Annotated in this window: 19 protein-coding genes and 3 tRNA genes; 11 read left to right on the forward strand and 11 right to left on the reverse strand. The window is 40.0% G+C overall.

Annotated elements, in window-relative coordinates; genetic code table 11:
• Nucleotides 1-3 precede the first annotated feature (3 nt).
• Nucleotides 4-6,984, reverse strand: coding sequence for an SDR family NAD(P)-dependent oxidoreductase (locus ACK8HY_RS15975; RefSeq protein ID WP_416134192.1), 6,981 nt, complete (start codon nucleotides 6,982-6,984; stop codon nucleotides 4-6).
• Between the two features lie 580 nt (nucleotides 6,985-7,564).
• Here ACK8HY_RS15975 and ACK8HY_RS15980 point away from each other — a divergent pair.
• The 5 genes from ACK8HY_RS15980 to ACK8HY_RS16000 all read left to right on the forward strand — a co-directional run bounded on the left by ACK8HY_RS15980 (nucleotide 7,565) and on the right by ACK8HY_RS16000 (nucleotide 11,158).
• A tRNA-Pro gene (locus tag ACK8HY_RS15980) sits at nucleotides 7,565-7,638 on the forward strand.
• A 503-nt stretch (nucleotides 7,639-8,141) separates the two neighbouring features.
• Complete coding sequence (locus ACK8HY_RS15985) at nucleotides 8,142-9,035, forward strand: alpha/beta hydrolase family protein (protein WP_416134193.1); 894 nt, start codon at nucleotides 8,142-8,144, stop codon at nucleotides 9,033-9,035.
• A 270-nt stretch (nucleotides 9,036-9,305) separates the two neighbouring features.
• Nucleotides 9,306-9,740 carry a hypothetical protein gene (locus ACK8HY_RS15990; protein WP_416134194.1) on the forward strand — a complete coding sequence of 145 codons (435 nt, stop codon included), beginning with the start codon at nucleotides 9,306-9,308 and terminating at the stop codon, nucleotides 9,738-9,740.
• Nucleotides 9,741-10,066: 326 nt separating this feature from the next.
• Nucleotides 10,067-10,891, forward strand: a complete 825-nt coding sequence (locus ACK8HY_RS15995) for a DUF5694 domain-containing protein (RefSeq protein ID WP_416134195.1) — start codon at nucleotides 10,067-10,069, stop codon at nucleotides 10,889-10,891.
• Nucleotides 10,892-11,084: 193 nt separating this feature from the next.
• Nucleotides 11,085-11,158, forward strand: a tRNA-Pro gene (locus tag ACK8HY_RS16000).
• Between the two features lie 345 nt (nucleotides 11,159-11,503).
• Here the strand turns inward: ACK8HY_RS16000 and ACK8HY_RS16005 are convergent.
• Nucleotides 11,504-12,265, reverse strand: a complete 762-nt coding sequence (locus ACK8HY_RS16005; RefSeq protein WP_077437615.1) for a leucine-rich repeat domain-containing protein — start codon at nucleotides 12,263-12,265, stop codon at nucleotides 11,504-11,506.
• A gap of 10 nt (nucleotides 12,266-12,275) precedes the next feature.
• Nucleotides 12,276-12,857 (reverse strand): hypothetical protein, encoded by a 582-nt coding sequence (locus ACK8HY_RS16010; RefSeq protein ID WP_416134196.1) that lies wholly within the window; start codon nucleotides 12,855-12,857, stop codon nucleotides 12,276-12,278.
• Nucleotides 12,858-13,219: 362 nt separating this feature from the next.
• Between ACK8HY_RS16010 and ACK8HY_RS16015 the strand changes: the two genes are divergently transcribed.
• The 3 genes from ACK8HY_RS16015 (at nucleotide 13,220) to ACK8HY_RS16025 (ending at nucleotide 16,416) form a co-directional block, all read left to right on the forward strand.
• On the forward strand, nucleotides 13,220-13,645 hold the full coding sequence (locus tag ACK8HY_RS16015) for an MmpS family transport accessory protein (RefSeq protein WP_416134197.1): 426 nt from the start codon (nucleotides 13,220-13,222) through the stop codon (nucleotides 13,643-13,645).
• 414 nt (nucleotides 13,646-14,059) lie between these two features.
• Entirely contained in the window at nucleotides 14,060-15,226 is a 1,167-nt protein-coding gene (locus ACK8HY_RS16020) for a helix-turn-helix domain-containing protein (RefSeq protein WP_416134198.1), read from the forward strand.
• A 209-nt stretch (nucleotides 15,227-15,435) separates the two neighbouring features.
• Entirely contained in the window at nucleotides 15,436-16,416 is a 981-nt protein-coding gene (locus ACK8HY_RS16025) for a DUF1080 domain-containing protein (protein WP_416134199.1), read from the forward strand.
• Between the two features lie 111 nt (nucleotides 16,417-16,527).
• Here ACK8HY_RS16025 and ACK8HY_RS16030 read toward each other — a convergent pair whose 3' ends face one another.
• Together ACK8HY_RS16030 and ACK8HY_RS16035 are read right to left on the reverse strand one after the other, a co-directional pair.
• A complete protein-coding gene (locus ACK8HY_RS16030; protein WP_416134200.1) occupies nucleotides 16,528-16,821 on the reverse strand; it encodes a hypothetical protein in 294 nt (97 codons plus the stop codon).
• Nucleotides 16,822-16,866: 45 nt separating this feature from the next.
• Entirely contained in the window at nucleotides 16,867-17,286 is a 420-nt protein-coding gene (locus ACK8HY_RS16035; protein WP_077437609.1) for a hypothetical protein, read from the reverse strand.
• A 272-nt stretch (nucleotides 17,287-17,558) separates the two neighbouring features.
• Here ACK8HY_RS16035 and ACK8HY_RS16040 point away from each other — a divergent pair, with 272 nt between their 5' ends.
• Entirely contained in the window at nucleotides 17,559-18,305 is a 747-nt protein-coding gene (locus ACK8HY_RS16040) for a copper homeostasis protein CutC (RefSeq protein ID WP_416134201.1), read from the forward strand.
• A 34-nt stretch (nucleotides 18,306-18,339) separates the two neighbouring features.
• Here the strand turns inward: ACK8HY_RS16040 and ACK8HY_RS16045 are convergent, their stop codons facing one another.
• Together ACK8HY_RS16045 and ACK8HY_RS16050 are read right to left on the reverse strand one after the other, a co-directional pair.
• Complete coding sequence (locus ACK8HY_RS16045; protein WP_077437607.1) at nucleotides 18,340-18,519, reverse strand: spore protein; 180 nt, start codon at nucleotides 18,517-18,519, stop codon at nucleotides 18,340-18,342.
• Between the two features lie 33 nt (nucleotides 18,520-18,552).
• Nucleotides 18,553-18,623 (reverse strand) — tRNA-Cys (locus tag ACK8HY_RS16050).
• Between the two features lie 382 nt (nucleotides 18,624-19,005).
• Between ACK8HY_RS16050 and ACK8HY_RS16055 the strand changes: the two genes are divergently transcribed.
• Both ACK8HY_RS16055 and ACK8HY_RS16060 read left to right on the forward strand, forming a co-directional pair.
• Nucleotides 19,006-19,614: a porin family protein gene (locus ACK8HY_RS16055; RefSeq protein ID WP_416134202.1), complete on the forward strand. Its 609-nt coding sequence runs from the start codon at nucleotides 19,006-19,008 to the stop codon at nucleotides 19,612-19,614.
• Nucleotides 19,615-19,730: 116 nt separating this feature from the next.
• Nucleotides 19,731-20,861 (forward strand): AI-2E family transporter, encoded by a 1,131-nt coding sequence (locus ACK8HY_RS16060; RefSeq protein ID WP_416134203.1) that lies wholly within the window; start codon nucleotides 19,731-19,733, stop codon nucleotides 20,859-20,861.
• Between the two features lie 636 nt (nucleotides 20,862-21,497).
• On the opposite strand, the gene rpsJ is transcribed toward ACK8HY_RS16060, so the two are convergent.
• The 4 genes from rpsJ to rpsL form a co-directional block, all read right to left on the reverse strand.
• Nucleotides 21,498-21,803 (reverse strand): 30S ribosomal protein S10, encoded by a 306-nt coding sequence (rpsJ, locus tag ACK8HY_RS16065; protein WP_028070501.1) that lies wholly within the window; start codon nucleotides 21,801-21,803, stop codon nucleotides 21,498-21,500.
• A 76-nt stretch (nucleotides 21,804-21,879) separates the two neighbouring features.
• On the reverse strand, nucleotides 21,880-24,003 hold the full coding sequence (fusA, locus tag ACK8HY_RS16070) for an elongation factor G (protein ID WP_416134204.1): 2,124 nt from the start codon (nucleotides 24,001-24,003) through the stop codon (nucleotides 21,880-21,882).
• A 133-nt stretch (nucleotides 24,004-24,136) separates the two neighbouring features.
• Nucleotides 24,137-24,604 carry a 30S ribosomal protein S7 gene (gene rpsG, locus ACK8HY_RS16075; RefSeq protein WP_077437603.1) on the reverse strand — a complete coding sequence of 156 codons (468 nt, stop codon included), beginning with the start codon at nucleotides 24,602-24,604 and terminating at the stop codon, nucleotides 24,137-24,139.
• 19 nt (nucleotides 24,605-24,623) lie between these two features.
• Nucleotides 24,624-25,037 carry a 30S ribosomal protein S12 gene (gene rpsL / locus ACK8HY_RS16080; RefSeq protein ID WP_002993550.1) on the reverse strand — a complete coding sequence of 138 codons (414 nt, stop codon included), beginning with the start codon at nucleotides 25,035-25,037 and terminating at the stop codon, nucleotides 24,624-24,626.
• Nucleotides 25,038-25,370: the final 333 nt, after the last annotated feature.

Here is a 25,370-nt window from a genome sequence, read left to right on the forward strand (position 1 = left end):
GGTTTACCAATTGTTGCCTGACATAATTAACACTTGGCTTTCCGTACCATACCTGATCTCGTTAAGGAAAATTTCCTTCCCTTCATCCAAAGGAATAAGGGAGATGCCCCGGCGTTCATATTCTGTTTCCAATGTCTGTGAAACCATGCCGGCACCTTTCCACGGCCCCCAGTTGATCGAAATAACTTTTCCTTTCAGTCGCTTATTCAATACATTGGCATAGTCATCCAATACGCTGTTTGCTGCGGCATAATCTGTCTGGCCCTTGTTGCCATAAACAGATGCTATACTGGAGAATAAAACGACAAATTGGCAATCCGAACGTAATTGTTCCGCCAATACACGTAAGGGTTTTACTTTGGTGTCAAAGACGCGTCCGAAAGAACTGGTTGTTTTCTGTTTGAAGAGTTTATCTTCCAGCAGGCCGGCACCATGGATCACACCATCGAGCTGTCCATACTGTTCATAAATCTGGTGGAGCAAGGCTGTTAATCCGGCCTCATCACAGAGATCCAGTGATTCATAAATGACGGTGTTTCCTAAACGTTCCATATCGCGGATAGTCCGTAGGATCTGATTGTTCTTATAGATACGGAGAGTCTCTTTCTCAATTTGTGCTGGTGCATGGAATAGTCCGGATTGAATAAGGTGCGCCCTGATCTGCTCCTTGGAGGTCATTGTTTCCAGTTCTTTCGGGATCGGGGTATCTTTCCTTGGATCTGCCGATCTGCCTACAAGGATGTAGGTACAAGGGTAGGAGGCTGACATATGTTTTACCAGCTCGGCGGTAATCCCCTGTCCACCGCCAAGTACAAGAACAACAGATTTTTCATCCAGTTGGATTTGGACTTCTTCGCTGCCTGTAGAAAGTGGCGAAGGTATGATATCGACCGTATGCCGCTGTTCATTTTTGTAGATAACCTCTACGGTTTTATCGGTCGTCAAGATCTCTTTTAGTGCAATTTCAGCAATTTGATCCGTTTCCTGTGGGGTGCTTAGGCTGATCAATCGACAGTTGGTCTGCTCAAACTCACGGGCCAGACTTTTAAACAGGCCTGGGTACCCCTGATAGTGGCGTAAGGCATGTGTATCATTTGTTTTTTCTACATGTGCCGGAATATCAGAGATTAAATAAACCCATTTGGCCCGGTCCAGATCCATCTTTTTGATCAGATCAACCTGGTCGATAATATTATGTTTGATGGCTGCTGAATAGGTATCTGTAATGATCAGCCCATCGAAGACGGCGAGATCCTGTTCTGGATTGACCAATTCGGCGATGGCACCATGTTTTTCGAGCATGGTTTTGATGGCCAGTGTCTGTTGTCCATGATCAGGAGCAATGGCAAAACGTTTGCCCTGTAGAATTTCTGTATCTTGCGCTGAGGCTGCATCTGCTGGTGTCAGGTCAAAACGAAGTCTGGACAAGAGCCTCTGCTCGGGAGCTGTTTCACTAACTTCACTGATCCAGGAAGCAAGACCGTTAAGGGTTTTAATCGCTGCTAAGGTTTCCATTAGATCTTCGGCATGTTCGAGATCCTTCCCAAAACCAATTTTGGTCTTCAGTTCAGCAATGATTTCCATCCGTTTGATCGAGTCTATGCTCAAATCAGCTTCCAGGTCCAAATCCAATCCTAACATTTCTTTGGGATAACCGGTTTTTTCACTGACGATATCCAATATTGCTGTTTGTAATTCCGCAAGGGAGAGCGCAGACTGATTTGATGTTGTGGGGGGTGATACTGCTGTTTGAATGCTGGTTGCTGACTCCGTTGTTGTTCCACTGAACTCGGTTAACCAGGAAACCAGCCCATTTAAGGTTTTTATGGCGGCCAATTGTTCCATGATCATATCTTCATTGGTATGGTCGAATTTCAGTGTGCCAAGTTCAGTACGTAGGGTGCCGATAATTTCGACCCGCTTGATTGAATCAATGCTGAGATCGGCTTCCAGATCCATTTCCATACCTAACATCTCATGTGGATAACCGGTTTTGTCGCTTACTACCTGTAACAATAGAGTTTTAATGTCTTTCATTGGTGTTTGTACAGCTGTTGCGACAGTGGAATTTTCGCTGAGCGTGGGTTGAACCGTAATGGGGCTTGAAAGATCTACAGTCACATTTGGTGTGGGGCTTGAATAAATCGGCATAGGTGCTACTTGTGGGGTTTGCCCCAAAAAGGAAAGCATGACATCACGTTGCGCCTGGATCAGCATTTTCATGCTGTTTAAATATTCTTGTAGCATACGCTCAGCAGCAGGCTGTGCTTCCGTTGTTGCCGCTATAGGGTTGTTAAGGTTACTCATTTTGATGGGGCTTATGATGGGCAATGCACCATTGACAGGTAAAGATCCGGTGGTTGGATGTGCAGCCTGTCCGTTGACACGCCAGATCGTAGGGTTTTTCTTATATAAATTTGGTTGATCTAGCTGGATTGGTTGAACCTGACGGCCTTCAAAAAGTTTATCAATAGCGAAATTGCGACCAGTTCCCAAATATTGCGCAAGCATACAGAGTAGATGCGTCAATTTGTTGCGGTTGCTGTCTTCTACGTACAGGGTGATTTGGTCCTGCTCTAGACAGGATTTGGTCAGGCCAGTCAGTACTTTGCCAGGACCTACTTCGATAAATATCCGTGCGCCATCTGCATACATGGCCTGGAGTTCCTCTACAAAGCGGACAGGTTGAACCAAATGTTCCGTCAATCTTGCTTTTATTTCTGAAGCTGAAGTAGGATATAAGCTTGTTGTAGTGTTTGACCAAACTGGTAGTCGCATTTCTTGGAAAGGAACATCCTTCAACACATTTGCATAAAGTTGCTTTGACTTAGCGACTAAAGGACTATGGAAAGCACAGGCCACTTCCAGTTTTTTAGCGGAGACTCGTTCCTGTTTTAACAGTTCCATGAGTTTCCCGATAGCTGCTGTGCTGCCGGCGACAACACATTGTGTCGGTGCATTGTAGTTTACGGGATAAACACCTTCCACACGGCCTAGGAGTATTTTTAATCGTTCCGCATCTGCATTGACGGCAACCATGGTACCCGGGTCGCCATTTTCTACTGAATCCAGGATGGATTGGGCACGCTTGCTGCTCAGTTCGACCAATTGATCTTCATCAAACACACCAGCGAAACATAATGCTGGTAGTTCACCATAGCTGTGTCCCGCCAGCATATCCGGGACGATACCGAGTGAATGGAGGAATTTGGCCAAGGCCAGGTCAACGATACCCAAAAGTGGCTGTGCCAGACGTGTATCTTTAATGGTTTCTTTTTGTTGTTTTAAAGAGTCAGCATCAAACCTAGTTGAAGGAAAAAGCACTTTTTCCAATTCTGGATACTGCGAGATAAGCTTTCGCATTTCAGGGAATACCACAAAGAGATCACGCGCCATATTAATGCGCTGACTACCTTGTCCCGGAAATAAGAATGCTGTTTTACCTTCACGTTTATTGACAATAAAAGTGTCTTTGCTTTCAATACCGGATAATACCAGTTCGATTTTCATCATCAGATCTTCCGCTGTATCGGCCACGATGCTGAGCTGGATCGTTTTTTCAGATGCAACAGCTAAACTGTAGGCGATATCTTTTAGCGGGAGGCTATCGTTGATATCTAAAAGTGCTTTTACCTGGCCCAGTTGCCCTTTTGCTTCGTCGTAGCTGTCGCCACGGAAAACGAATAGTTCTGATGGCCAGGATTGCAAAGCAATTGTACGATCTTCCTGCGGATGATTCGCAATAACGGCATGGAAATTTGTTCCGCCAAAACCAAAGGCGCTGATGCCAGCATAACGTCTTTTTTCGCACCATAAACCTGTTTTGGCATGGAAAGCAAAAGGACTTGTTTGTGCATTATAATAGGCATTCGGCTGTTGGAGGTGAAGTGTTGGTGGTTTTACACCATGAAATACTGCTAGGGAAGCTTTGATAAGACCTGCCAATCCAGCCGCACATTTGGTGTGGCCGATCTGGGTTTTGACCGAACCTAAATGCGTTTGTGCTGGTAAGGCACCTGAACGGCTGAATAAATTGGTCAGCGCACTCAGTTCTGTTTTATCACCGACGACTGTTCCTGTACCATGCGCTTCAACAAGGCCAACGGATGCTGCACTGATACCGGCTTGGTTATAGGCGCGTTCCAGTGCGCGTACCTGACCGATTTTTCGGGGAGCGGTGAGGCCTAAGGCTTTACCATCACTGGAGCCGCCGACGCCTTTGATGACAGAGTAGATACGATCGCCATCGCGTATAGCATCTTCATAGCGTTTGAGTACCAATATGGCGACCCCCTCGCCAAGGGCAATGCCGTCAGCATCACTGTCAAATGTGGCACATCGCCCTTTCCGCGAGAGCGCATGTGTGCTGGAGAACATCAGGTAATCGTTAATGCCATTATGCAGATCTGCTCCACCGGCAAGCACCATATCTGATTTACCCAGGATGAGTTCCTGGCAAGCAAGGTCAATCGCTGCGAGCGATGAGGCACATGCAGCATCCACTGTAAAATTTCGACCGCCAAGATCCAGTCTATTTGTGATCCGACCAGCGATAACATTGGCCAAAATACCGGGAAAAGAATCTTCTGTGGTATGAGGCAATGCCTCTTTCACTTCCTCATGAAGTTCTCCGAATACCTGTTTGTAGTATCCTCTAAAGCTATAGCTGTTGGCAAGATCATTGCCCCCTTCGGCACCGATGATCACGGAAATATTTTCGCGGTTGATTTGTTTTTCGCCATAACCGGCATCTTCCATGGCACGCTTGGCGACCAATAATGTCAACAACTGTGTTGGTTCAATCGCTGCGAGTGACTGTGGTGGAATCCCGAAAGCCAAGGGATCAAAATCAATTTTCGGAATAAAGCCACCCCATTTGGAATGGGATACATCCGGGCCATCCGAGTCGGGTTTATAGTATAATTCTTTATTCCAGCGTTCGTCCGGAACTTCGGTTACACTGTCTTTCCCAAGAATAATATTGCGCCAATATTCTTCCAGATTTTTGGCCCCTGGAAATATACAGTCCATCCCGACAATAGCAACATCTAAGGGTTTTTCGCTTGATAGAGGTTCTTCAGGTAGTAGCGCGTTCTGGATATACTGCTGGTTATCGATGCTAACATATTGATGCAGGGACTCCAAAGAGATGACCCGGTCATGCATGGTTGCGATCTGACCGATCATATACATGCCGAGATCCAATTGTTTACTTTTCGGGATAGTGACTAATTTGTCACCTTGACGGTCCACGCCTTTGGCTGCGATCCGTAGGCGACCGACGTTTAATTTTTCCAATTTTTCCCAGACTTCCTTCTTATCGACACCAGCAGCCAATAATTTGGATTTTTCTTGGTTGAAGTGTTGTGCAAAAGCTGTATTCAAGCAACGGGTTTCATGTCCTGGTGCAGTCTCCAGGAGGACCGTATCTTTGGCTTGCATCGCTTGTCGCTGAAATTCTTCCTGAATTGCGCCAGTGCTGACTGCTTCCTGTGTATAGAGATACGCAGTTCCCATCAATACACCGACTTTTACGCCGCGGGCGGCTAAAGGAGCCGCCATAATGGAAACAAATGCTGATGAGAATGCATCGTGGATGCCGCCGGCAAAGAAAACACTGATCTGTTCCGGGTGATCCTCTTTTAAGATGCGTTCGATCTGTTTTTCCCAGAGCACAGTGCTCGAAAGAGGACCTACGTGGCCACCGCATTCGCGACCTTCGAAAATGAAATTTTTGGCACCCTCCTTTAGAAACATGTCGAGCAGGGCAGGAGACGGCACGTGTAGAAACGTTGTTATGCCTGCTTTTTCAAATACTTTAGCCTGGGCAGGTCGACCACCGGCAATCAGCACAACGGGTGGTTTAGCTTCCAGAATGTAGGCGGTCTGTTCTTCGCGCAGTTCCTGCGGCGCAAAGCCTAAGATACCCACTCCCCAAGCTTTGTTTCCAGCGAGTTGTTTGGTTTCCATAACCAAGGTTTTCGCTTGTTCACCACGGATCAGAGACAGGGCAACAAAAGGGAGTGCTCCAGCTTCCGCTACGGCATTGGCAAAAGCAGGGACATCGCTAACACGGGTCATGGGACCCTGTGCGATCGGATAACGTAGGCCTAATTGTTTTGCCAATTCGTTGTCACGGTCAATCGGCTGCAACGCTTTTGCCTGTTTTAAATGACCGTACATGGCTTCCTTGAACCCGAAAACAAGTTTTTTTAGTGTCCTGAAATCTTCGTAGAGATCAATGGCCAAAGAGATATCTTGCCCCATCGGGATATAACTCATAGCAGGATTTAGGTCGGTAAAATATGCTCGGAGTTCGGTCGTATCAACCTGGTCCGACAAGGCTGGCGAGTTTGGACGTACCAGTACACGGTGATTGGCGATGATCTTGGTTTCCGTCCCGTTTAATTTTCCACAGAGCGTTTTGAAGTCTTGGGGAACCGCACTTTCCGGAAACAGCGCAAGTTGGCTGTCCAACACAATTCCAGTGGCACCGAGGGATTTTGCAGCAGCAGCAGTATGCAAACCTATGCCGCCCTGTACCCAAACTGGGATGGACTGAATTTCTTTGATAATCCGTTGGAAGAGTACAAACGTGGATTCATATCCAACGACACCTCCAGCTTCATTTCCTTTTATGATAATTCCTTTTGCGTTAAGCTGTTCCGCTTGTTTGGCTTCTTCCATAGTGCTGACCTGATACACTATGGATAGGTGCGGAGCCGTGGGAGCTGGGCTTCCAAAAGGAAGAATGATGACACTTACTTTCTCCGGAATTTCAAGGGATAGAAGTTTATCATTTGGAAAATAAATTCCATAAGTAAATAGAGCAGTCTGATCAAGTTGATTCAGTGCTTCCTGAGCGTTGGCTAAGTTGTGTCCCAAACTTAATACGGGAAATGCACCCGCTTGATGGAGTTTGGGCATGAGATTTACGTCAGGCTTTTCAAAAGGCGTTAATCCAATAATGGTTAAATTTTTCATGCATTGATGATCTTGAAAATATAATAGCAGGAGATCCCATAACAGAAATCAAAACCGTAGTGGTGTTGACGGGAGGGCTGTTATGTTGTAATAAAAGTAATTAATTTTTATTATATTTTTAACAACAAAGGTAATTTAATAATGATTTTTTAACAAAAAAGTAGTAAACGCCTGAGTATTATTAACCATGAGGCTACAAATTTGTTGAAAATCAGTTATAGTCCGTTTTTTAAATGTATGTTTCGAAAAAAATAACTATTTATTTTATGTGTGAATAACTAAAGGAATAATTTTATCTCAAAAGGCTTTTTAATTGTGTTTTACTGTAAATAGGTTGTCATCTTATATTTTTACATTATTTGTATACACTTCTTTGAGTCTTAATAGAATGGATATGGTTACTGACGCGTGTAGTATTCTATTTTGCTTATTGGCTTATATTTAACTTTTAAATTAAATATAGGAGCTAGCTAATATCTTTCAATAGATCAGCTGATTAGTTTTATTTTTGCATTTTTGCTTGCAAAGAATGCCTAATAAGCGTATATTTGTGCCACACAAAACAAAGGTGATACCTTTTCGGGGTGTAGCGTAGCCCGGTATCGCGCCACATTTGGGATGTGGAGGTCGTAGGTTCGAATCCTGCCACCCCGACAATAAAGCTCGACGACAGTCGGGCTTTTTTTGTTTTCAAGCGGGAAGAGAACCTACGACTTTTAAAGAAGTTATTAGGTTCGACCCGAAGGGGGCTCAGGGCAGAGTCTGGGGTATGCGTGGCTGAGCCAATCCTGCCACCCCGACAGAAAAGCTCTAACGAAAGTTAGGGCTTTTTTTGTTGCACGAGTCTCATAAGGTATGAACCTGTACCTTCCTTTTAATGTTTACTTTTGCTAACGAATTATCAAAATAAGCTGTACATGAATATCTAGTTGACAAAATAGCGGGTTAACAGCTAAATTAAAATATTGAATACATTTGGTCGCTACATGTATTTCACATTCCCTAGAAATTTGTAATTTAGTGCTTTGAAAATACATCAGTTACGTTCCTGCTAAATTGAACTTTCGTCTAATTTACCCACTACTGCGCCAATGTATTTTCGCTTGTAATCAATGCCAACGGAACCCATTGTATAAAATTTTTCTGATTGAACTAAAATGAATATTAACTTTTTTTTTAACTTATTTTTTTCGTTTTTATTATTGATTTTACCAGAAATGGTCTTTTCTCAATCAACTGATTTTACTATCCAAGAGGTTAAGTTTGAAAGTCAGGGTGTTACTCTCGCGGGGTCAATTTTAGGGCCTAAAAACCCATTTGCAGCGGTTGTGATTGTTCACGGGTCTGACCCGGTAAAAAGAGAAATAGAGTTTGCAAAACGTCTTGCTAAAGAAGGTATTGCTGTATTGACCTATGACAAACGTGGAGTTGGAGAGTCTGGAGGTGTATATGTTGGACCATCTGTTGGTACGAATAATATAGATACAACTAACCTTAATTTATTATCTAACGATGCAAATGAAGCAGTAAAAACATTTAGAACCTATTTGAAAGACAAAAAGACACCAATTGGTTTAGTCGGGTTTAGTCAGGCAGGATGGATAATTCCGATTACTGCAAGTAAGAACCAACAGATTGAATTTATGGTTTTATTTAGTTGTCCTACGATAACAACTCTAGAACAACTCCGATTTCAGTTTTATACAAATGGCAATAATAACTTTTGGGAACATCATACAGATGCCGATGCCCGTGAGCATACTAAAAATGACCCAGACAAATATCAATTTGTAGCGACTGACCCAAAAATTTCTTTGAATATGCTTTCAGTTCCTGGACTTTGGCTTTTTGGAGAGAAGGATATACAAATTCCCGTAAAGTTGTGTATAGAACAATTAAACTCATTTAAAGTACAAGGCAAACCTTTTGAATACACGTTATTTCCAACATTAGGACATGATACTTCATCTGAAAATATTTCAGAACCCTTCGATATTTCAGTTCAATGGATAAAGCAGAAAACGTTGAACATGAAACTGTCTAGAAAATGAAAATAGAGTATTGCCCGGCTATTCCACGAGCGGGTAATTTTACTATCTTTTTTAATGTATAATAGCCATCGGCCAAACGCCCGCCCCCTTTATTATCTTCGCTATCATGATGTCATGGTTTATTGATGCAATGGTTAATGTGTCGGACCGTATTTTGCATTCTTTTGCAATCTCAATGTCACTCAGGTTAAAAAAAGCTGTTTTTTCTTGACGCAGCGAAGTTCACGTAGTTTGGTATAATACTTGTAAGTGTACCCAAAAAAATAAATTATGAGCACATTAAAAATGACTTTTAAGAATTGGATGCTGCTATTGCTTGGAGTAATTGCGGTGGGAATGACGTCTTGTAGTAAGGAAACCGTTGATAGCATCGGAAGAGATGCCGCATTGAATATAATCCGTACAGGTAATTGGGAACGCTGGACTAAAACTGTTGAAGGTAATAGTGTTGCTGAGCTAAATGTGACCCGTGAAATGATGGAGCAGGGAGAGACACTTAATTTTGATAAAGACGGTGCTTGGCATAAGAAAAAAGATAATACTGCAGTTTCTTACGACTACAGTATGCCTGATGGAAAAACGATGATTTTTGATGGTGTTGAATATAAAATACAAGAAAATATTGTTTCTACAGTCTCCAAGCTAACATTAGTTAATCAGCAAGGGGCAATTAAAACAACGATGGTAATCAAGAGAAGTTGGTAAATAGGAGAGCATAGATTAGAATCTTGTCACCTCAAGCATGTTTATAAAATTAAAGTCAAAACCCTTCAAATTTATAACATTTGAAGGGTTTCGTTTGTGCAGACATTACTTCGGGTTGTTGAAAGTTCAGGACATGTCGTTGCAGTTGGCTATCAATTGTTTCTATTATAGGATATCAAAAGATAAATCGACGTATCCCATCCAATAACATGCAAAAACGAAATTGACTTATTAAAATCTGTACAGTGAAACTTTTTGTATCTTTATCTAGTATGGCTAACCACAAGTTCTTTGTGGTGGTCCGATAGAACGAAATATCACAAAAAATGAAAATACTATTGACCTTGTTACTGTTTGTAACTATAAACCTTTATGGACAAGACGTTATTTGGAATCAAAAAAAGATAAAAACAAAATTCGATGATGCAATCTCGGTTTTGAATGTTGGGACATTTCATATGGGAGAGACTTCCGATGCAAATTCGCTAGCATTTGATGCGAATGATGAAAACAACAAAATAGAAATAAAGAAGTTGGCGAACATTCTAGCGAAATTTAAGCCTACCATAATTGTCATCGAATCTTTGTCCAAAAATGACCCTATAAGACAAGCAGATTATTTAGATTATATCGAAAATCCGGATAAAAAATTTCAAAAACCTGATGAAAGAGAACTGCTAGCGTATGAAGTTGGACGATTGAGTGGGGCAAAGAAAATTTATGGAATAGATTTTAAAGAGAGTTACAATTATAATATCGGCAGTAGTGTGAAAAATGCCATAGACAAAATCACGGTCAATAAGTATTGGGAGTTATACGAAGAAAATCAAAAAAACATTGTAAACGAGAAAATTTCATTCTATGACTTATTTAAATTGAATAACCACCCTCAATATTTGGAAAGTTTAATGAATATAAATGCCGATCTATTGACTTATATCTCGAGTAAAGGGAATGCTGAAGGTGCCGACGAAGCTGCAAAATTTTATCATAGAAATTTGGTGATGTTTTCAAATTTCAATCAAATTCCTGTTGATAAAAATGACCGAATCTTTATATTAATGGGAGGGACACATACAGCTTTTTTTATGGATTTTTTGAAAAGGAGTCCAAAATATAAACTTGAAAACATTTTTGACTATTTAAAATAAGCTTTTTCTTTTTTTTTGAATGCCTATTGGATGGTTTAAACGAAAATAATCGACAATATTTTTTGGAGTAATTTGTTTGTTGTAAATTCATTTGCCAACGTATCAGCTTGTTAACAATATTGTCGAAAATAATTTTGAAAACAAAATATTTTAGTGTACTTTTGTGCCACACAAAACAAAGGTGATACCTTTTCGGGGTGTAGCGTAGCCCGGTATCGCGCCACATTTGGGATGTGGAGGTCGTAGGTTCGAATCCTGCCACCCCGACAATAAAGCTCGACGACAGTCGGGCTTTTTTTGTTTTCAAGCGAGAAGAGAACCTACGATCTTATAGGGAGCTCTTGGGTTCGACCCGAAGGGGGCTCAGGGCAGAGTCTGAGGTATGCGCGGCTGAGCCAATCCTGCCACCCCGACAATAAAGCTCGACGACAGTCGGGCTTTTTTTGTTTTCAAGTGGGGAGAGAACCTACGATCTTATAGGGAGGCTATTGGGTTCGACCTGAAGGGGGATCAGGGCAGAGTCTGAGGCATGCGCGGCTGAGCCAATCCTGCCATCCCAAGGGAAAGGCATTAATGACTCAATATGATTACTTTGATTATCAACCTTATTTCTTAATACCAGCTCAGATCTTTAATATTATACGTACCACTTAGGTTTAATGTAGTGATATCACTACCATGGCAACTAAAATTTTCCAGATATTCCAAGCCGACTATATTTACAGAGGTTAATGGATTTCTAAAAGCCATAAAGGATCTTAGTTTTGGAAATTTTGTTAGGTCCAAATGGTGACTAATTCTGTTTTCATTAATCCATATCTCCTCGAGCTGAGGACAACTGTCGAATTTGAATTCCTGAATCTTATTTAAATAAGCATGAACTTTTTTAAGTTCTGTAAGCCCACTGATATCGAGACGTGTAAGCTGGTTAAACCCAATGCTAAGCTCCTTAAGTTTTTTCTGGTCCGACAGATCAAGGTGCCGTAAATTATTTTTATTGCAGCTAACGTTAAGTACATTGATGCAGCCTTTAATGTTCATATATTCTAAATGGCTGTCAAATCCATAGATGAATTTGAGGCTAGTCATTCCGGAGAGGTCAACTTCTTTAATATTGTTCTCATAGAAGCCAAGGTCTTCTACATTGGAAAAATTTTTGATTCCCTCAAGGGAAGTGATGCCCGCGCCATTTACATAAAGTACTTTAACTGCTTTTGCTTCCGAAAGTTGTATTTTACCATCGTTATTGGTATCGATTCCTTGGGCTATCAGGCTTCGTGTAAAGTTGATATCTGGAATCTTGACCTCCTGGGCATTAACAAATAAACAGGCATTGAATAAAAAAAAACAGCTTGTTATTAATTTGATAGACATGGTGATAGTTTTAGAGTGTTACATTGACTGTTTGTTCCTCGGATGAAATCTCTGTAAATGATTCCAGACGGTCTACAGTCTCATACAGAAATCGGTATTTTTCCATGATGGGTCTGTCGTAGGAAGAAAGCAGATGTCCGTAACCATTTTTAGTTGTAACTGTTTCGGTTCCCACCTGTCTTTCTCCGATGCCAGATTTTGTTTCATACACCAATGTATTGATGTAATATTTTCCAGGATTTAGACCTTTAAATTCAAAAGAACCGTCGTCTTGGATTTTTGTTAAAATTCGATAGCTATAAGCTTCATTGGACATATAAATATGTTTTTTTCCTTTTTTGTCCTTTTTTTTCAATTCGTACCATTCGTAGAAATAGTCAGTACAGGGATAAAGCTCGACGACATTGACCTTATAGTTGCTATTTCTGGATACCGTGCCACGCAAAGTGGCCTTCCCGTCGCTACTGATCATACGTTTTGCTTGCACGACGTCAAAAGTTGATTTCGGAAAAATTACCTTGGGGGCTTTCTGCGCTTTGATATAGTATGGTACAGAAAATAATAGTAAAAAATTAATAAAAAAAGTTTTCATATAGCCTTATACTGATTGTCTTTAGATTTAATTCGAAACTAGCTATTTTACTGCTATCAAACGTTTCATCTTATAAGATGGTCCTCTTTTTTGAGGTAGCCACTTTGAGAAAATGTTTATAATCAATTTGTTGCCATGTGGAGCGAACCGTGTGTCGTTGAAGCAATTTGGAAACTTTTAAAGTATATTCTTGTCGTATTTAAGATTGTTGAGGTCTTAGGTGTCTAATGAATGTGATTTATACCCGCGTTTTTTTAATGTAAACCAGGTGCCATCTTATAAGCTGGGGCGATTGGGTCGAATCTAAAATATAGTTTTGTCGGTAGCAAAGTGCTATTATAAAATCACATAAATCAAATCGAATGAAAATGAAAAATTTAAAAATTTCAATTTTTAGTGTATTGTTGACGTTTTTTGCGTCGGCCCTGTTTATTGGCTGTGGTAAAGATGACAAGCCATATGACCCAACAGCTGGTTACCCCAAAGATGCTACTGTCAGATATGAAGTGAGCTCCACGACAAACAATACGGCTAGCGTAACCTACACGAACGAAACTGGCGAAGATACAAGTATTGAGAGTGTTGCCTTGCCCTTTACTAAAGAAGTGAAGAAAAAAGTAGAATTTGCGGAAATTTTCACTTTATTAAGCTCTATTCCTGTTCGAAACAATGAAAGCGAAAGTGTAAGAGTAAAGGTTTTTGTCGATAATAAGCTTGTTGAAGATAAGACGGCCAGTTCCAATAGTGTTAGTGTTGTCGGACAAGCGAGATATCAGTTTGGTCAATAGAATCAAAAAAATAAGGATATTTTAATACTATTTAAGGAAATTTGTTCCGACCAGCTGCAGTTTCCACTGCGGCTGGTTCGCGTTAATTGAATCGTATTTTTTGTCATTAGGAAGGAGGGTAAAGTCATTGAAAATATTGAGTACTGATATTATATTTAATGCGCTGTCTTCAGAAGGAATCTTTTAATTGATAACTAACACCATAAAATTTCAATAAAAGGATGGGGTAACATGCTTCAGCAGTATGTAAATCCCCTCTTGTTTCGGTGTGCTCAAAAGTGAAATTCCAATTTGGTAGATAATAAAAAAGAAAGTATATTGCTTATCTATAATGTTTGTAAATTGACAATATCTATGAATATAGCTGAAGGAACAAAACAGCTGTTTAATGTTAAATTATTCTAACCATCTTCTATGAGTTCGATCTGGCATATTATTTATATCGGCGGAATTTTTATGACTTTGTTCCTTTTTATTTTGCTTGTCAGTAAACCTAAAAAAAATACCGCGGATAAAATTTTAAGCGTTTGGCTTTTTTTTGCTTTTTTCGATCTTATCTTAGTGGGATTGTATGGTTCAGGAGAGATCCAGAAAATGCCCACACTATTTGGTTGGGAAATGCCTTTCCCTTTTTTGCATGGTCCATTTTTGTATCTATATATATTGTTTGTAAGCGGGCAACAGCGGCATAAATGGCTTTACCTATTGCATTTTATTCCCGCGGTGATCGTATCAATTATATTGGCGTTCGTGTTACCTGTAGCAGTAGTGGAATATAAAGAAAAATATTACTTGACACATGAGTTTGATACATTAATTATGGTTCTGGTGGTTGGCTTTATGATTTCAGGAGTTGTATATATCATCTTATCCTTTATTCTTCTACGTAAACATAAACAGAACATTATCGGTCAGTTTTCCAATACGGAGAAAATTACCCTCAATTGGATGCGCTACCTTATTTCTGGGATGGGGGCAATCTGGATTGTTGTCATATTTGATCCTAACCCTGCAGTTTTTTTTATAGTGATCACATTATTTATATTTTTCTTTGGGTATTTTGGCATTCGACAGGTCGGAATTTTTTCCCACGTGTTGTCATCACATGAGGTGTTTCTCTTAAAGGATTTGGAAGCTGCTGAAGAAGTACAAGAGCGCAGCCTTGTATCAGAACCAACTGAGAAGGTGAAGTACGAGAAAACGAGACTGGAAGAATCCGAGGCCGCATACTTTCATATGAAACTGAATACGATCATGAAAGAACAGAAATGCTATCAGGACCCGGAGTTAACATTGGGTGATTTAGCTAAGATACTAGATGTGCACCCTGTTATCCTTTCGCAGATCATCAATTCGAGGGAAGAAAAATCCTTTTATGATTATGTTAATACCTATCGGGTAGAAGCCTTCAAAGAGTTGTTGAGTCGGCCAGAAAGTAGACAATACACTTTATTGGGGCTGGCATTCGAATGCGGTTTCAATTCGAAGACCAGCTTTAATCGAAATTTTAAAAAAATAACCCAACTATCTCCCAGTGCCTATGCACGTCAACAGCAAGTTGTATTCAAACCTGAGGCCTAGGTCATGGATGTAAGGATAGTAATATGAGTTCCGTAAATAGTCAGCTAACTTCAGCTCCTAATAATCGAAATAGGCTTTTTTCTAGAATTGCTGGCGATAATTATGATGGAGCTCTTAGGCTTTTTTAACATGAGATCCCTTGGATACCAGCGTCGAAACAGTTAAATTGCTGGAAATTTATTGTCAATTAGAATATAAACATAAACAATATGAAAAGAAAAGCGGCATTTCTTTTGGGGCTATTGGCTTCCGCTGCGCTACCGCAGGCAACTTTCGCTAAAGATTCAATCATCGAATCAACTGTCCAGGACAAGGAGATTGAGGGAAAGGAACTGATTGGGCGATGGGATATAGAGGTTGACGTTAATGGGACGCCTGCACCTTCCTGGCTTGAGGTGAAATTGTCAGGTTACAAAACCTTAGTAGGTCACTATGTGAGTACTTCGGGGAGTGCAAGACCTGTTTCACAGGTTTTTTATGAAAATGGAAAGTTTAAATTTGCAATACCTCCACAATGGGAGAGCGGAAAGATGAATTTAAGTGTGGAAGGTGAGATTCAAAACGGAACATTACAGGGCACAATAACAGAGCCTGATGGAAAAACACACCGCTTTAAAGGTGTACGTGCACCAGAATTAAAAAGAACAGCTGCCGTTAAATGGGGAAAACCGATTCAACTTTTTAATGGCAAGGACCTGTCGGGGTGGAAAGCTACTGGCAAAACAAACCAATGGGTTGTGAAAAATGGTATACTAACCAGCCCTCAATCAGGATCTAATCTTGTTTCAGAACAAAAGTTTGAAGATTTTAAATTGCATGTTGAGTTTAAAATTCCGGCCGGAAGCAATAGCGGTGTTTATCTAAGAGGGCGCTACGAAGTACAGATTGAGGATAGCCCGAAAGATGCGCATCCGAATGCGGTGCTGTTTGCAGGTGTATATGGTTTTCTTGCCGCAAATGAGATGGTGAACAAAGGAGCCGGAGAATGGCAGACTTATGATATCACATTGGTCGGACGTCTGGTGACAGTGGTTGCCAATGGCAAAACAGTTATTAGCAACCAAGAGATCCCTGGTATCACCGGAGGAGCTTTGGACAGTAGGGAAGCTGAACCAGGCCCGATCTATTTTCAAGGCGACCATGGGCCTGTCGAGTTCCGAAAGGTAATCATTACACCGGCCGTTAAATAGGGCAATATAAATTTATTTTAGAAGAGACTATCTTTTTGATGTGCACCTTAAAAGTTGAACAAAGCTAGAATTTAACTTTTCCGGAGCAGTCTATCGAGGGGTAGTCTCTTTTTAGATACCGATCACCACAACTACAATGTCTTCATTCTGGTATGAAGTATAGTATCGGTCGATTGAACCATTCTCTTTGTATTCTTGAAGCTCTTTAAATATTAGTTTTTTTAAGATACCTTTTCCTTTTCCGTGAATAAACTTGATTTCGTTCATTTCCCAATAAATAGCTGCATCCAGGTTGGATCTTAAGAAATCAATGGATTCTAGCATAAGTTCGTCAGCAGAATAGTCTTCCCAATTTTCAAGGAATGCATCTGCATGTAGATCAACTATAGCGGGTGGTTTGCGCATGACTCAATATTTTACAGTGCCGCAAATGTAAAACAAAACAATGACTTAATAGCTGAGGTCAGCCAGGAAATAGACAGCATCGGCAAATTTTTCATGCCATTTTTTGATAATGGCAGCAATTTCATATTCTTCTTCTTCGGCATGAGTAAGCATTAATAGTTCGATTGCATCCAGTAATTGTTTGTGATCCAGAAATAAACCATCATAATCGCGGTAGGCTGAGACGGTTTCCTGAATAAGCTGTAAACTATCGTATCGGATCAGCATCATCGTATGGCGGGAAGAAATACGGTCTATTAGCCATTCTTTTTTGAAATCAGATGCGATATGCCGATCACATGCTTCGTTAAATAGCATTTCGAATTCAACAATCTGACTTTTTAGACCTTGTATAGCGGATTGGAGTTCCTCAAAAGTACTGATAATCCGTTCCTGTGTCTCCATATTTCTTGATATAATTGCCATGATATTTTACTTAAAGTTTATACAGTGTTGGTTATTAATGTTTTAAATAAAAGCATGTAAGGTATATACAAATGGTTTGGAGAAATGTTTTCCTATCCATAAATAATAATAGACGACTGACCTGGAGGATGTTACCTGATATAAGGTGGAACCTATCTGTTGGAGTTTGTTCCGGAAAAATAGTTTTTGCTTCCTCAATGTGAGAAAATAGGTAATCTGCTTTTTTTTTACGTTATTCGCATAGCATAAAATCGGATTTAAAATTGTATTGAATGAAGGAGAAAGCTATCGGAAATTATCAATTAGAAATTTGTTCCAATTCAGTTGCTTCGGCGATCGAGGCTGAAAAAGGCGGAGCAACACGTGTCGAATTTTGTCAAAACTTAGAGAACGGTGGAACGACACCCTCTTTTGGCCAATTGAAGTTGGTACGTGAACTTGTGCATATTGGTGTTCATGTATTAATTCGGCCTCGGGGGGGAGATTTTCTATATACCGAAGAAGAGATATTAGAAATGATCGCAGATATTGAGCTATGTAAGGAATTAGGGATGGACGGAGTTGTTATCGGTGCGTTGAATGCTGATGGTACCGTGGATAAGGTCAATACGAAGCGTTTAGTTGATGCTGCACGGCCTATGCATGTGACCTTCCATCGTGCTTTTGATCGTGTCGAAGATCCCTTTGCTGCATTGGAAGATGTCATTGCCCTAGGTATAGATCGTATACTTACTTCCGGTTTGAGAAATTCAGCTTTATCGGGGGTGCCACTACTGCAACGATTGATCAAGCAGGCTGCTGGACGTATCGTGATTATGCCGGGGGCAGGGGTGGACGCATCTAATATCAGGACAATTTTGGAAGAAACCGGTGCCATTGCTATACACAGTTCAGCAAAAGAAAGCCAGCCTTCAAAGATGCAGTTTTCGCAGGATCAGGTTAAGGGGATGGATGAGCCGCAGTGGATAAGCTCAAAAGAAAAAGTCCACCAAATGGTAGACTTATTAAAAAGCCTTTAAAGTATAACTTTAAAGGCTGCTAGTTTCTTTTTGCTTATTTAGCTTCTGCAGCTAATTGATTTAAGATAGCATCGTTTTTAACGATTTGGTTGCTAGCTTTCATTTTTGATCTAGAACCTAACTCTACGTTAGTTCCTAATTTCAAGAACTGAACTTCAACACGTGAAACAGTTTTATTTCTTCTATCTTTTCTTTTTAAACGTGTAACTCCCATTTTGATAATATTTTTATTGTTTAAAATAAAACGAGGTCGGAAGCGGATTCGAACCGCTGTAGGAGGTTTTGCAGACCTCAGCCTAGCCACTCGGCCATCCGACCCTATTTTTTTCCTTTTGAAGGTCTGCAAAAATAAAACTTATAATTGGAATTAAAAAATCTTTGTGATAAAACTTTTGTGTTTTTGAGCATTATTCTGAAAACCAAGCCTGTAGTTTTTAGGAAGCCGATAGTCCAATCTTTATAAACGCCTGTTTTAATTGGATAGCGCGAGTTGAAAAACTGGAAGAGTATTCTACTTACTGTATCTTTTAAAGGACAATCAAAAAAAAGGAGATTTGACTTTTTTCTTTTGTTTCGAAGTGAATATTAGTCGCTTACGTATTTTGGAATAGATATTGCAAATGGGTATGTCATAAATCTCATACAGGAAGTATATGAGAGAAAATGATAAAAAAGAATAAAGTAAATTAAATTAGGAAACATGAAAAAACTATTATTATCTGCAGCAATTTTATTTGGTTCATTGGGTGCTTTTGCACAAGGCGGATTGGGATACGGACTACGTGCGGGTGTAAATATTCCTAAATATTCAACAAGTTTGGGAGATACCAAATCCAATACAGGTTTCTTTGTAACGGGATATTTGGATGCTCCAGTATCGCCATATTTTTCCGTGCAACCTGGTTTGTCTTTACAGAATAAAGGAGCTAAGTGGCTTGAAACTTCTAACGGAGAGGTAAAAGAAAGTGTGATGTCGTTGGATATTCCCGTAAATTTAGTAGCTAAATTGCCTACAGGGGGATCTGGTAACTTCTTTATAGGGGCAGGACCCTATGTTGGATTTGGTTTGAGTGGTAAGCAAAAAGGCAGCGCTGGCGATGTTAAATTTGAAGAAGATATCGACTTCGGTAGCGGCGAAGGAAAAGATTTGAAACGTACTGATTTTGGTGTAAACTTTTTAGCCGGTTATCAGTTAACGAATGGTTTCCAAATTAATGCTGGTTATGGCTTAGGTTTAACAAACTTAGCGCCTAATAGTGGTTCAATCAAAAACCGTGTTTGGTCTGTGGGAATCGGTTTTGGACTATAAGAAATATAAGTACTTAAACTTATTATGAGGAAAGAGTCCCTGCATGTGTAGGGACTTTTTTATTTACCTAAAACTAAGTCATTCGAAATTGTTATTTTTATTCAAAAGAATATGCAATGAAAAGATTTCTCTCCCTACCATTCTATGTAAAGTTAGCCTGTATATTGATTAGTATCCTTCTCTTAGGCTATCTGGCGAAGATCGGCGATACGATACTGATTCCGATGATTTTAGGTTTGCTGTTCTCGCTGCTTTTGATACCGTTGAGCAATTTTATGGAGCGGAAGTTACGCTTTCCAAGGACATTGGCTGGAATACTCAGTGTGATTATTTTTTTTGGTTTACTGGGCTACGGACTTTTCTTATTAGCCTCTCAGCTCACGCTGTTAAAAGAAGATTTTCCAGCATTTAAAGAACAGATTATGGATGGCGCAGGCAAATTGCAAAGTTGGGTCAGCCAACAGTTTGGAATACAACATAAGGAACAAATGGAATTCATTAATAAGACGGCATCCAAATCAGTTGATTCCGGTACCCTGTTTTTAGGAACGGCATTGGTTTCACTTTCCTCTTTGTTTATTTTATTTGTTTTTACATTCCTGTACACTTTCTTTCTACTAATTTATAGGGGGCATATTGTGAAGTTCCTTTTATTTGTCAATCGTGTCGAAGACCGTCCGATTGTTGTGGATGTCGTCAGACAGATTCAATATGTAGTTAAGAAGTATTTGATCGGTCTTTTGATCCAGATGAGTTTGGTTTCACTGTTGGTCTTTATCGCCCTATCGCTGATCGGTGTAAAGTATAGCCTGTTGCTGGCTTTAATTACAGGAGTTTTCAATGTATTGCCTTATGTGGGTATCTTCTCCTCCATGCTTATCATCGCTATCCTTACCTTTGCTACATCGTCTTTTACCCATGTTGTATTGGTAATCTTAGCATTAATTATTGTACATATGATTGACAGCAATTTTATTGTTCCCAAAATTGTCGGATCAAAAGTAAAGGTCAATTCTCTATTTGCTATGCTTTCCATTATTATTGGCGAAATGGTTTGGGGTATTTCTGGGATGTTCCTGGCTATTCCAATATTGGCAATTCTTAAGATTGTGATGGATCGTATCAAGGAGCTTAAACCTTGGGGATTCTTATTAGGGGAGGAGGATAGTAAGGATGAGCTGTATAGGGATCTTTTTGAGTCCTTAAACCAGAGAGAGAAGAAAATTGTTGATGAGGTGAAGGAGTAATTTCATTCAAATTATTACCCCAATTGTTTGGTTTCATCACTATTTTCTACTATCAATTGAAGGAAGCAAATAGTGATGGTTTAGTTTATCATACAACGGCCGCACAAGAACCTTACTAGTTTGACACAACAAAATTACAAGGATGAGACAAGCCTGACCCTAGCACAAGACTGTCTAAGTACTGCCTATAGACAAGGATCGTACAGGAAAATCAACCTCTAAAGCATGAAAATAGCCGGTCGTTAGCATCAGAAACTACGGTTGATTCCTCGGTGTGCTCTCAAGCTCTGTCGCGGTGAATCTTCGGTGGCAAGAGCTACTTCGAAACGAAAATAGAAATTCGGTAATTACAACGGATGAATATCGTGTGAAATTAAAGCGTTTCGATGCGTCTGTAGCATGATATACAGTAGGGCGGGTAATTAGAACATAGAAGAAAATAACAGCTCAAAAGGCTTTAAAATGCTTTGGTTATTTATTGGTGCATAGAACTAATTTTCAAAGCGCCTTTCTCCTAGATTTATTCATTTGATGTTATAAAATTACAGGTGAATTGCTGGAGGTAAAAAAGGTAGGAAACGAAAGAAGGGGCTTTTCTTACGAAAGGCCCCTTCTTTTTTCAGTGACTGAAATCTATCACACTTTGATTTCTACTTCAACACCTGAAGGTAATTCAAGTTTCATCAATGCGTCAACAGTTTTAGCGTTTGATGAATAGATATCCAACAATCTTTTGTAAGCACACAATTGGAATTGCTCACGTGCTTTTTTGTTAACGTGTGGTGAACGTAATACCGTGTAGATTTTTTTCTCAGTAGGCAATGGAATAGGACCACTAACAACTGCACCTGTAGGTTTTACTGTTTTTACGATTTTTTCAGCTGATTTGTCAACCAAATTGTAATCGTAAGATTTCAATTTAATTCTGATTCTTTGGCTCATAGTATATGATATTATTAAAAAATGACCGCTGATTAGAGCTATTAACAACCAGCGGTCGGTTTATTTTTGAGTTCTATTATTCAACAGAACCTTTGATTCTACCTTTAGATTTTGCGATTACTTCATCAGCAACGTTACGTGGAGCTTCAGCATAGTGATCAAATTCCATTGTAGATGTTGCACGACCTGAAGTGATTGTACGTAATTGAGTTACGTAACCGAACATTTCAGAAAGTGGAACCAATGCTTTGATTACTTGTGCACCGTTACGTGAATCCAAACCTTGCATTTGACCACGACGACGGTTTAAGTCACCCATTACATCACCCATGTTCTCTTCTGGAGTCAATACTTCAACTTTCATGATTGGCTCCATCAATACCGGCGAACATTTAGGTAATGCCTCACGGTATGCCATTTTAGCTGCCAATTCGAATGACAATGAATCTGAATCGACTGCGTGGAATGAACCATCAATCAAACGAACTTTCATGCCAGAAAGTGGGTAACCAGCCAATACACCATTATTCAATGATGCTTCAAATCCTTTTTGAACTGAAGGGATGTATTCTTTTGGAATAGCACCACCCACAATTTCGTTTACGAATTGAAGAGCAGATTTTGTTGTATCGTAATCAGCATCGATAGGGGAGATAACAACTTTGATATCCGCGAATTTACCGCGACCACCTGATTGTTTTTTGTATACCTCACGGTGCTCAGTAGTGCCATTGATAGACTCTTTGTATGCTACTTGAGGAGCACCTTGGTTAACCTCAACTTTGAATTCACGTTTCAAACGGTCGATCAAGATCTCTAAGTGAAGCTCACCCATACCAGAGATAACTGTTTGACCAGTTTCTTCGTCAGATTTAACAACGAATGTAGGATCCTCTTCAGCTAATTTACCAAGACCAATACCTAATCTATCCACGTCAGCTTGCGTTTTAGGCTCGATCGCTAAACCAATTACTGGCTCAGGGAAAGTCATTGACTCTAATACGATAGGCGCTTTTTCGTCACAAAGTGTATCACCAGTTTTGATGTCTTTGAAACCAACAACAGCACCGATATCACCAGCCTCGATGAAAGGGATAGGGTTTTGTTTGTTCGCGTGCATTTGGAAGATACGAGAGATACGCTCTTTGTTTCCTGAACGCGTGTTCAATACATAAGAACCAGCATCTAACTTACCAGAGTAAGCACGGATGAAACATAAACGACCTACGAATGGGTCAGTCGCAATTTTGAAACCTAAAGCTGCGAAAGGCTCATTAACAGATGGTTTACGCTCAATTTCTTCACCAGTATCAGGGTTAGTACCTTTTACAGCCTCAACATCTAGAGGTGAAGGCAATAACTCCATTACTAGATCCAACATGGTTTGAACACCTTTATTTTTGAAAGATGAACCACAAACCATAGGAACGATAGAGTTATCCAATACGGCTGCACGTAATGCATTTAAGATTTCGCGCTCAGTCAATGAGTTCGGATCATCGAAGAATTTCTCCATTAATGACTCATCGTAACCAGCTACTGCTTCTAATAATTTCTCACGGTATTCAGCAACCTCATCCAACATATCATCAGGAATAGGCACTTCAGTGAAGGTCATACCTTTATCATGCTCGTTCCAAACGATACCACGGTTGTTGATCAAGTCAACCACACCTTTGAAAGTATCTTCAGCACCGATAGGCAATTGTAAAGCTACAGCCTCAGAACCCAACATATCTTTTACTTGTTTTACAACTTTCAAGAAGTCAGCTCCTGAACGGTCCATTTTGTTAACGAAACCGATACGAGGTACTTTGTAACCATCAGCTAAACGCCAGTTTGTCTCAGATTGAGGCTCAACACCATCAACTGCTGAAAACAAGAATACCAATCCATCCAATACACGTAACGAACGGTTTACCTCAACCGTGAAATCCACGTGTCCAGGTGTATCGATAACGTTTACTTGGTATTTGTTGTTACGGTAGTTCCAGAATACAGTTGTTGCAGCAGAAGTGATCGTGATACCACGCTCAGCCTCTTGCTCCATCCAGTCCATTGTTGAAGCACCTTCGTGAACTTCACCAATTTTGTGGTTTACACCTGAGTAATAAAGGATACGCTCAGTTGTTGTAGTTTTACCAGCATCGATGTGTGCAGCGATACCGATATTTCTAGTGAATTTTAAATCTCTTGCCATAATATTTTTAAGCAGCTGGCCACAGGGGCCTTATGTGTTTAAATGTAATGTTAAATAAGTACACCGACCTTGATAAAAGAGTGTTCGTTTATCGGAGGTCGGTGTAATCATATTTTTTTGAATGTCTTCAAAATTAGAATCTGAAGTGTGAGAACGCTTTGTTAGCTTCCGCCATTTTGTGCGTATCTTCTTTCTTCTTAACAGCAGCACCTTCACCTTTAGAAGCTGAAATGATTTCTCCTGCTAATTTTTCGAACATTGTTTTTTCACCACGTTTACGAGCGTATGAAATTAACCATTTCATACCCAAAGCAATTTTACGCTCTGGACGAACTTCCATAGGAACTTGGAAGTTAGCACCACCTACACGGCGTGATTTAACTTCAACAGCAGGCATAACGTTGTTTAAAGCTTTTTTCCAAGCTTCTAAACCGCTTTCTTGTGTTTTTTGTTCTACTAATTCTACTGCATCGTAAAAAATATCGTAAGCGATAGATTTTTTACCATCTACCATCATATTGTTTACGAAACGTGTTACCTGAACGTCATTAAACTTTGGATCAGGTAAAATGATTCTCTTTTTCGGTTTTGACTTTCTCATTTTTCTTTCCTCCGTTTAATTATTTCTTTTTACCTTTTGCTGGAGCTGCAGCTGCTTGTCCTGGTTTAGGACGCTTAGTTCCGTATTTAGAACGACGTTGGTTACGACCTGCTACACCTGAAGTATCTAATGCACCACGGATGATGTGGTAACGTACACCTGGTAAATCCTTAACACGACCACCACGGATCAATACGATCGAGTGCTCTTGTAAGTTGTGACCTTCTCCAGGGATGTAAGCGTTGACCTCTTTACCGTTTGTTAAACGTACACGAGCTACTTTACGCATTGCTGAGTTTGGTTTTTTAGGGGTAGTAGTATATACACGTGTACATACACCTCTTCGCTGTGGACATGAGTCCAACGCTGGTGACTTACTCTTATCAACCAGAGCTACTCTACCTTTTCTAACTAATTGTTGAATAGTAGGCATTTACCTGTTTTTGTTTATAAATTTTATACCTAAATTATTTTAAGTTCGCAAAGATACTGATTCCGTTTTGAATATTAAATAGTTAGTGTATAAAATTTAGATTATTTTTTCGAAAAGAATGTTCTCCTTTCCGCATCGCGCAACCATTTCCAGGCATGGATTGACAAGTTCGCGCTCCTTCTCATGCATGCTGTCCTTAGCCAAAATGATTTCGCTGGGTGATGCGACCTTGCGCTAGCAAGTCTAACAGCTCACAGTGATTAATATGATGTTGTCAAATATGGACAATAATAGTGACGTTGTCTAGCCTTGGACCTAAAAAATGAGATTTTA

This window comes from Sphingobacterium sp. NGMCC 1.201703 (assembly GCF_047784615.1).
GTDB lineage: Bacteria > Bacteroidota > Bacteroidia > Sphingobacteriales > Sphingobacteriaceae > Sphingobacterium.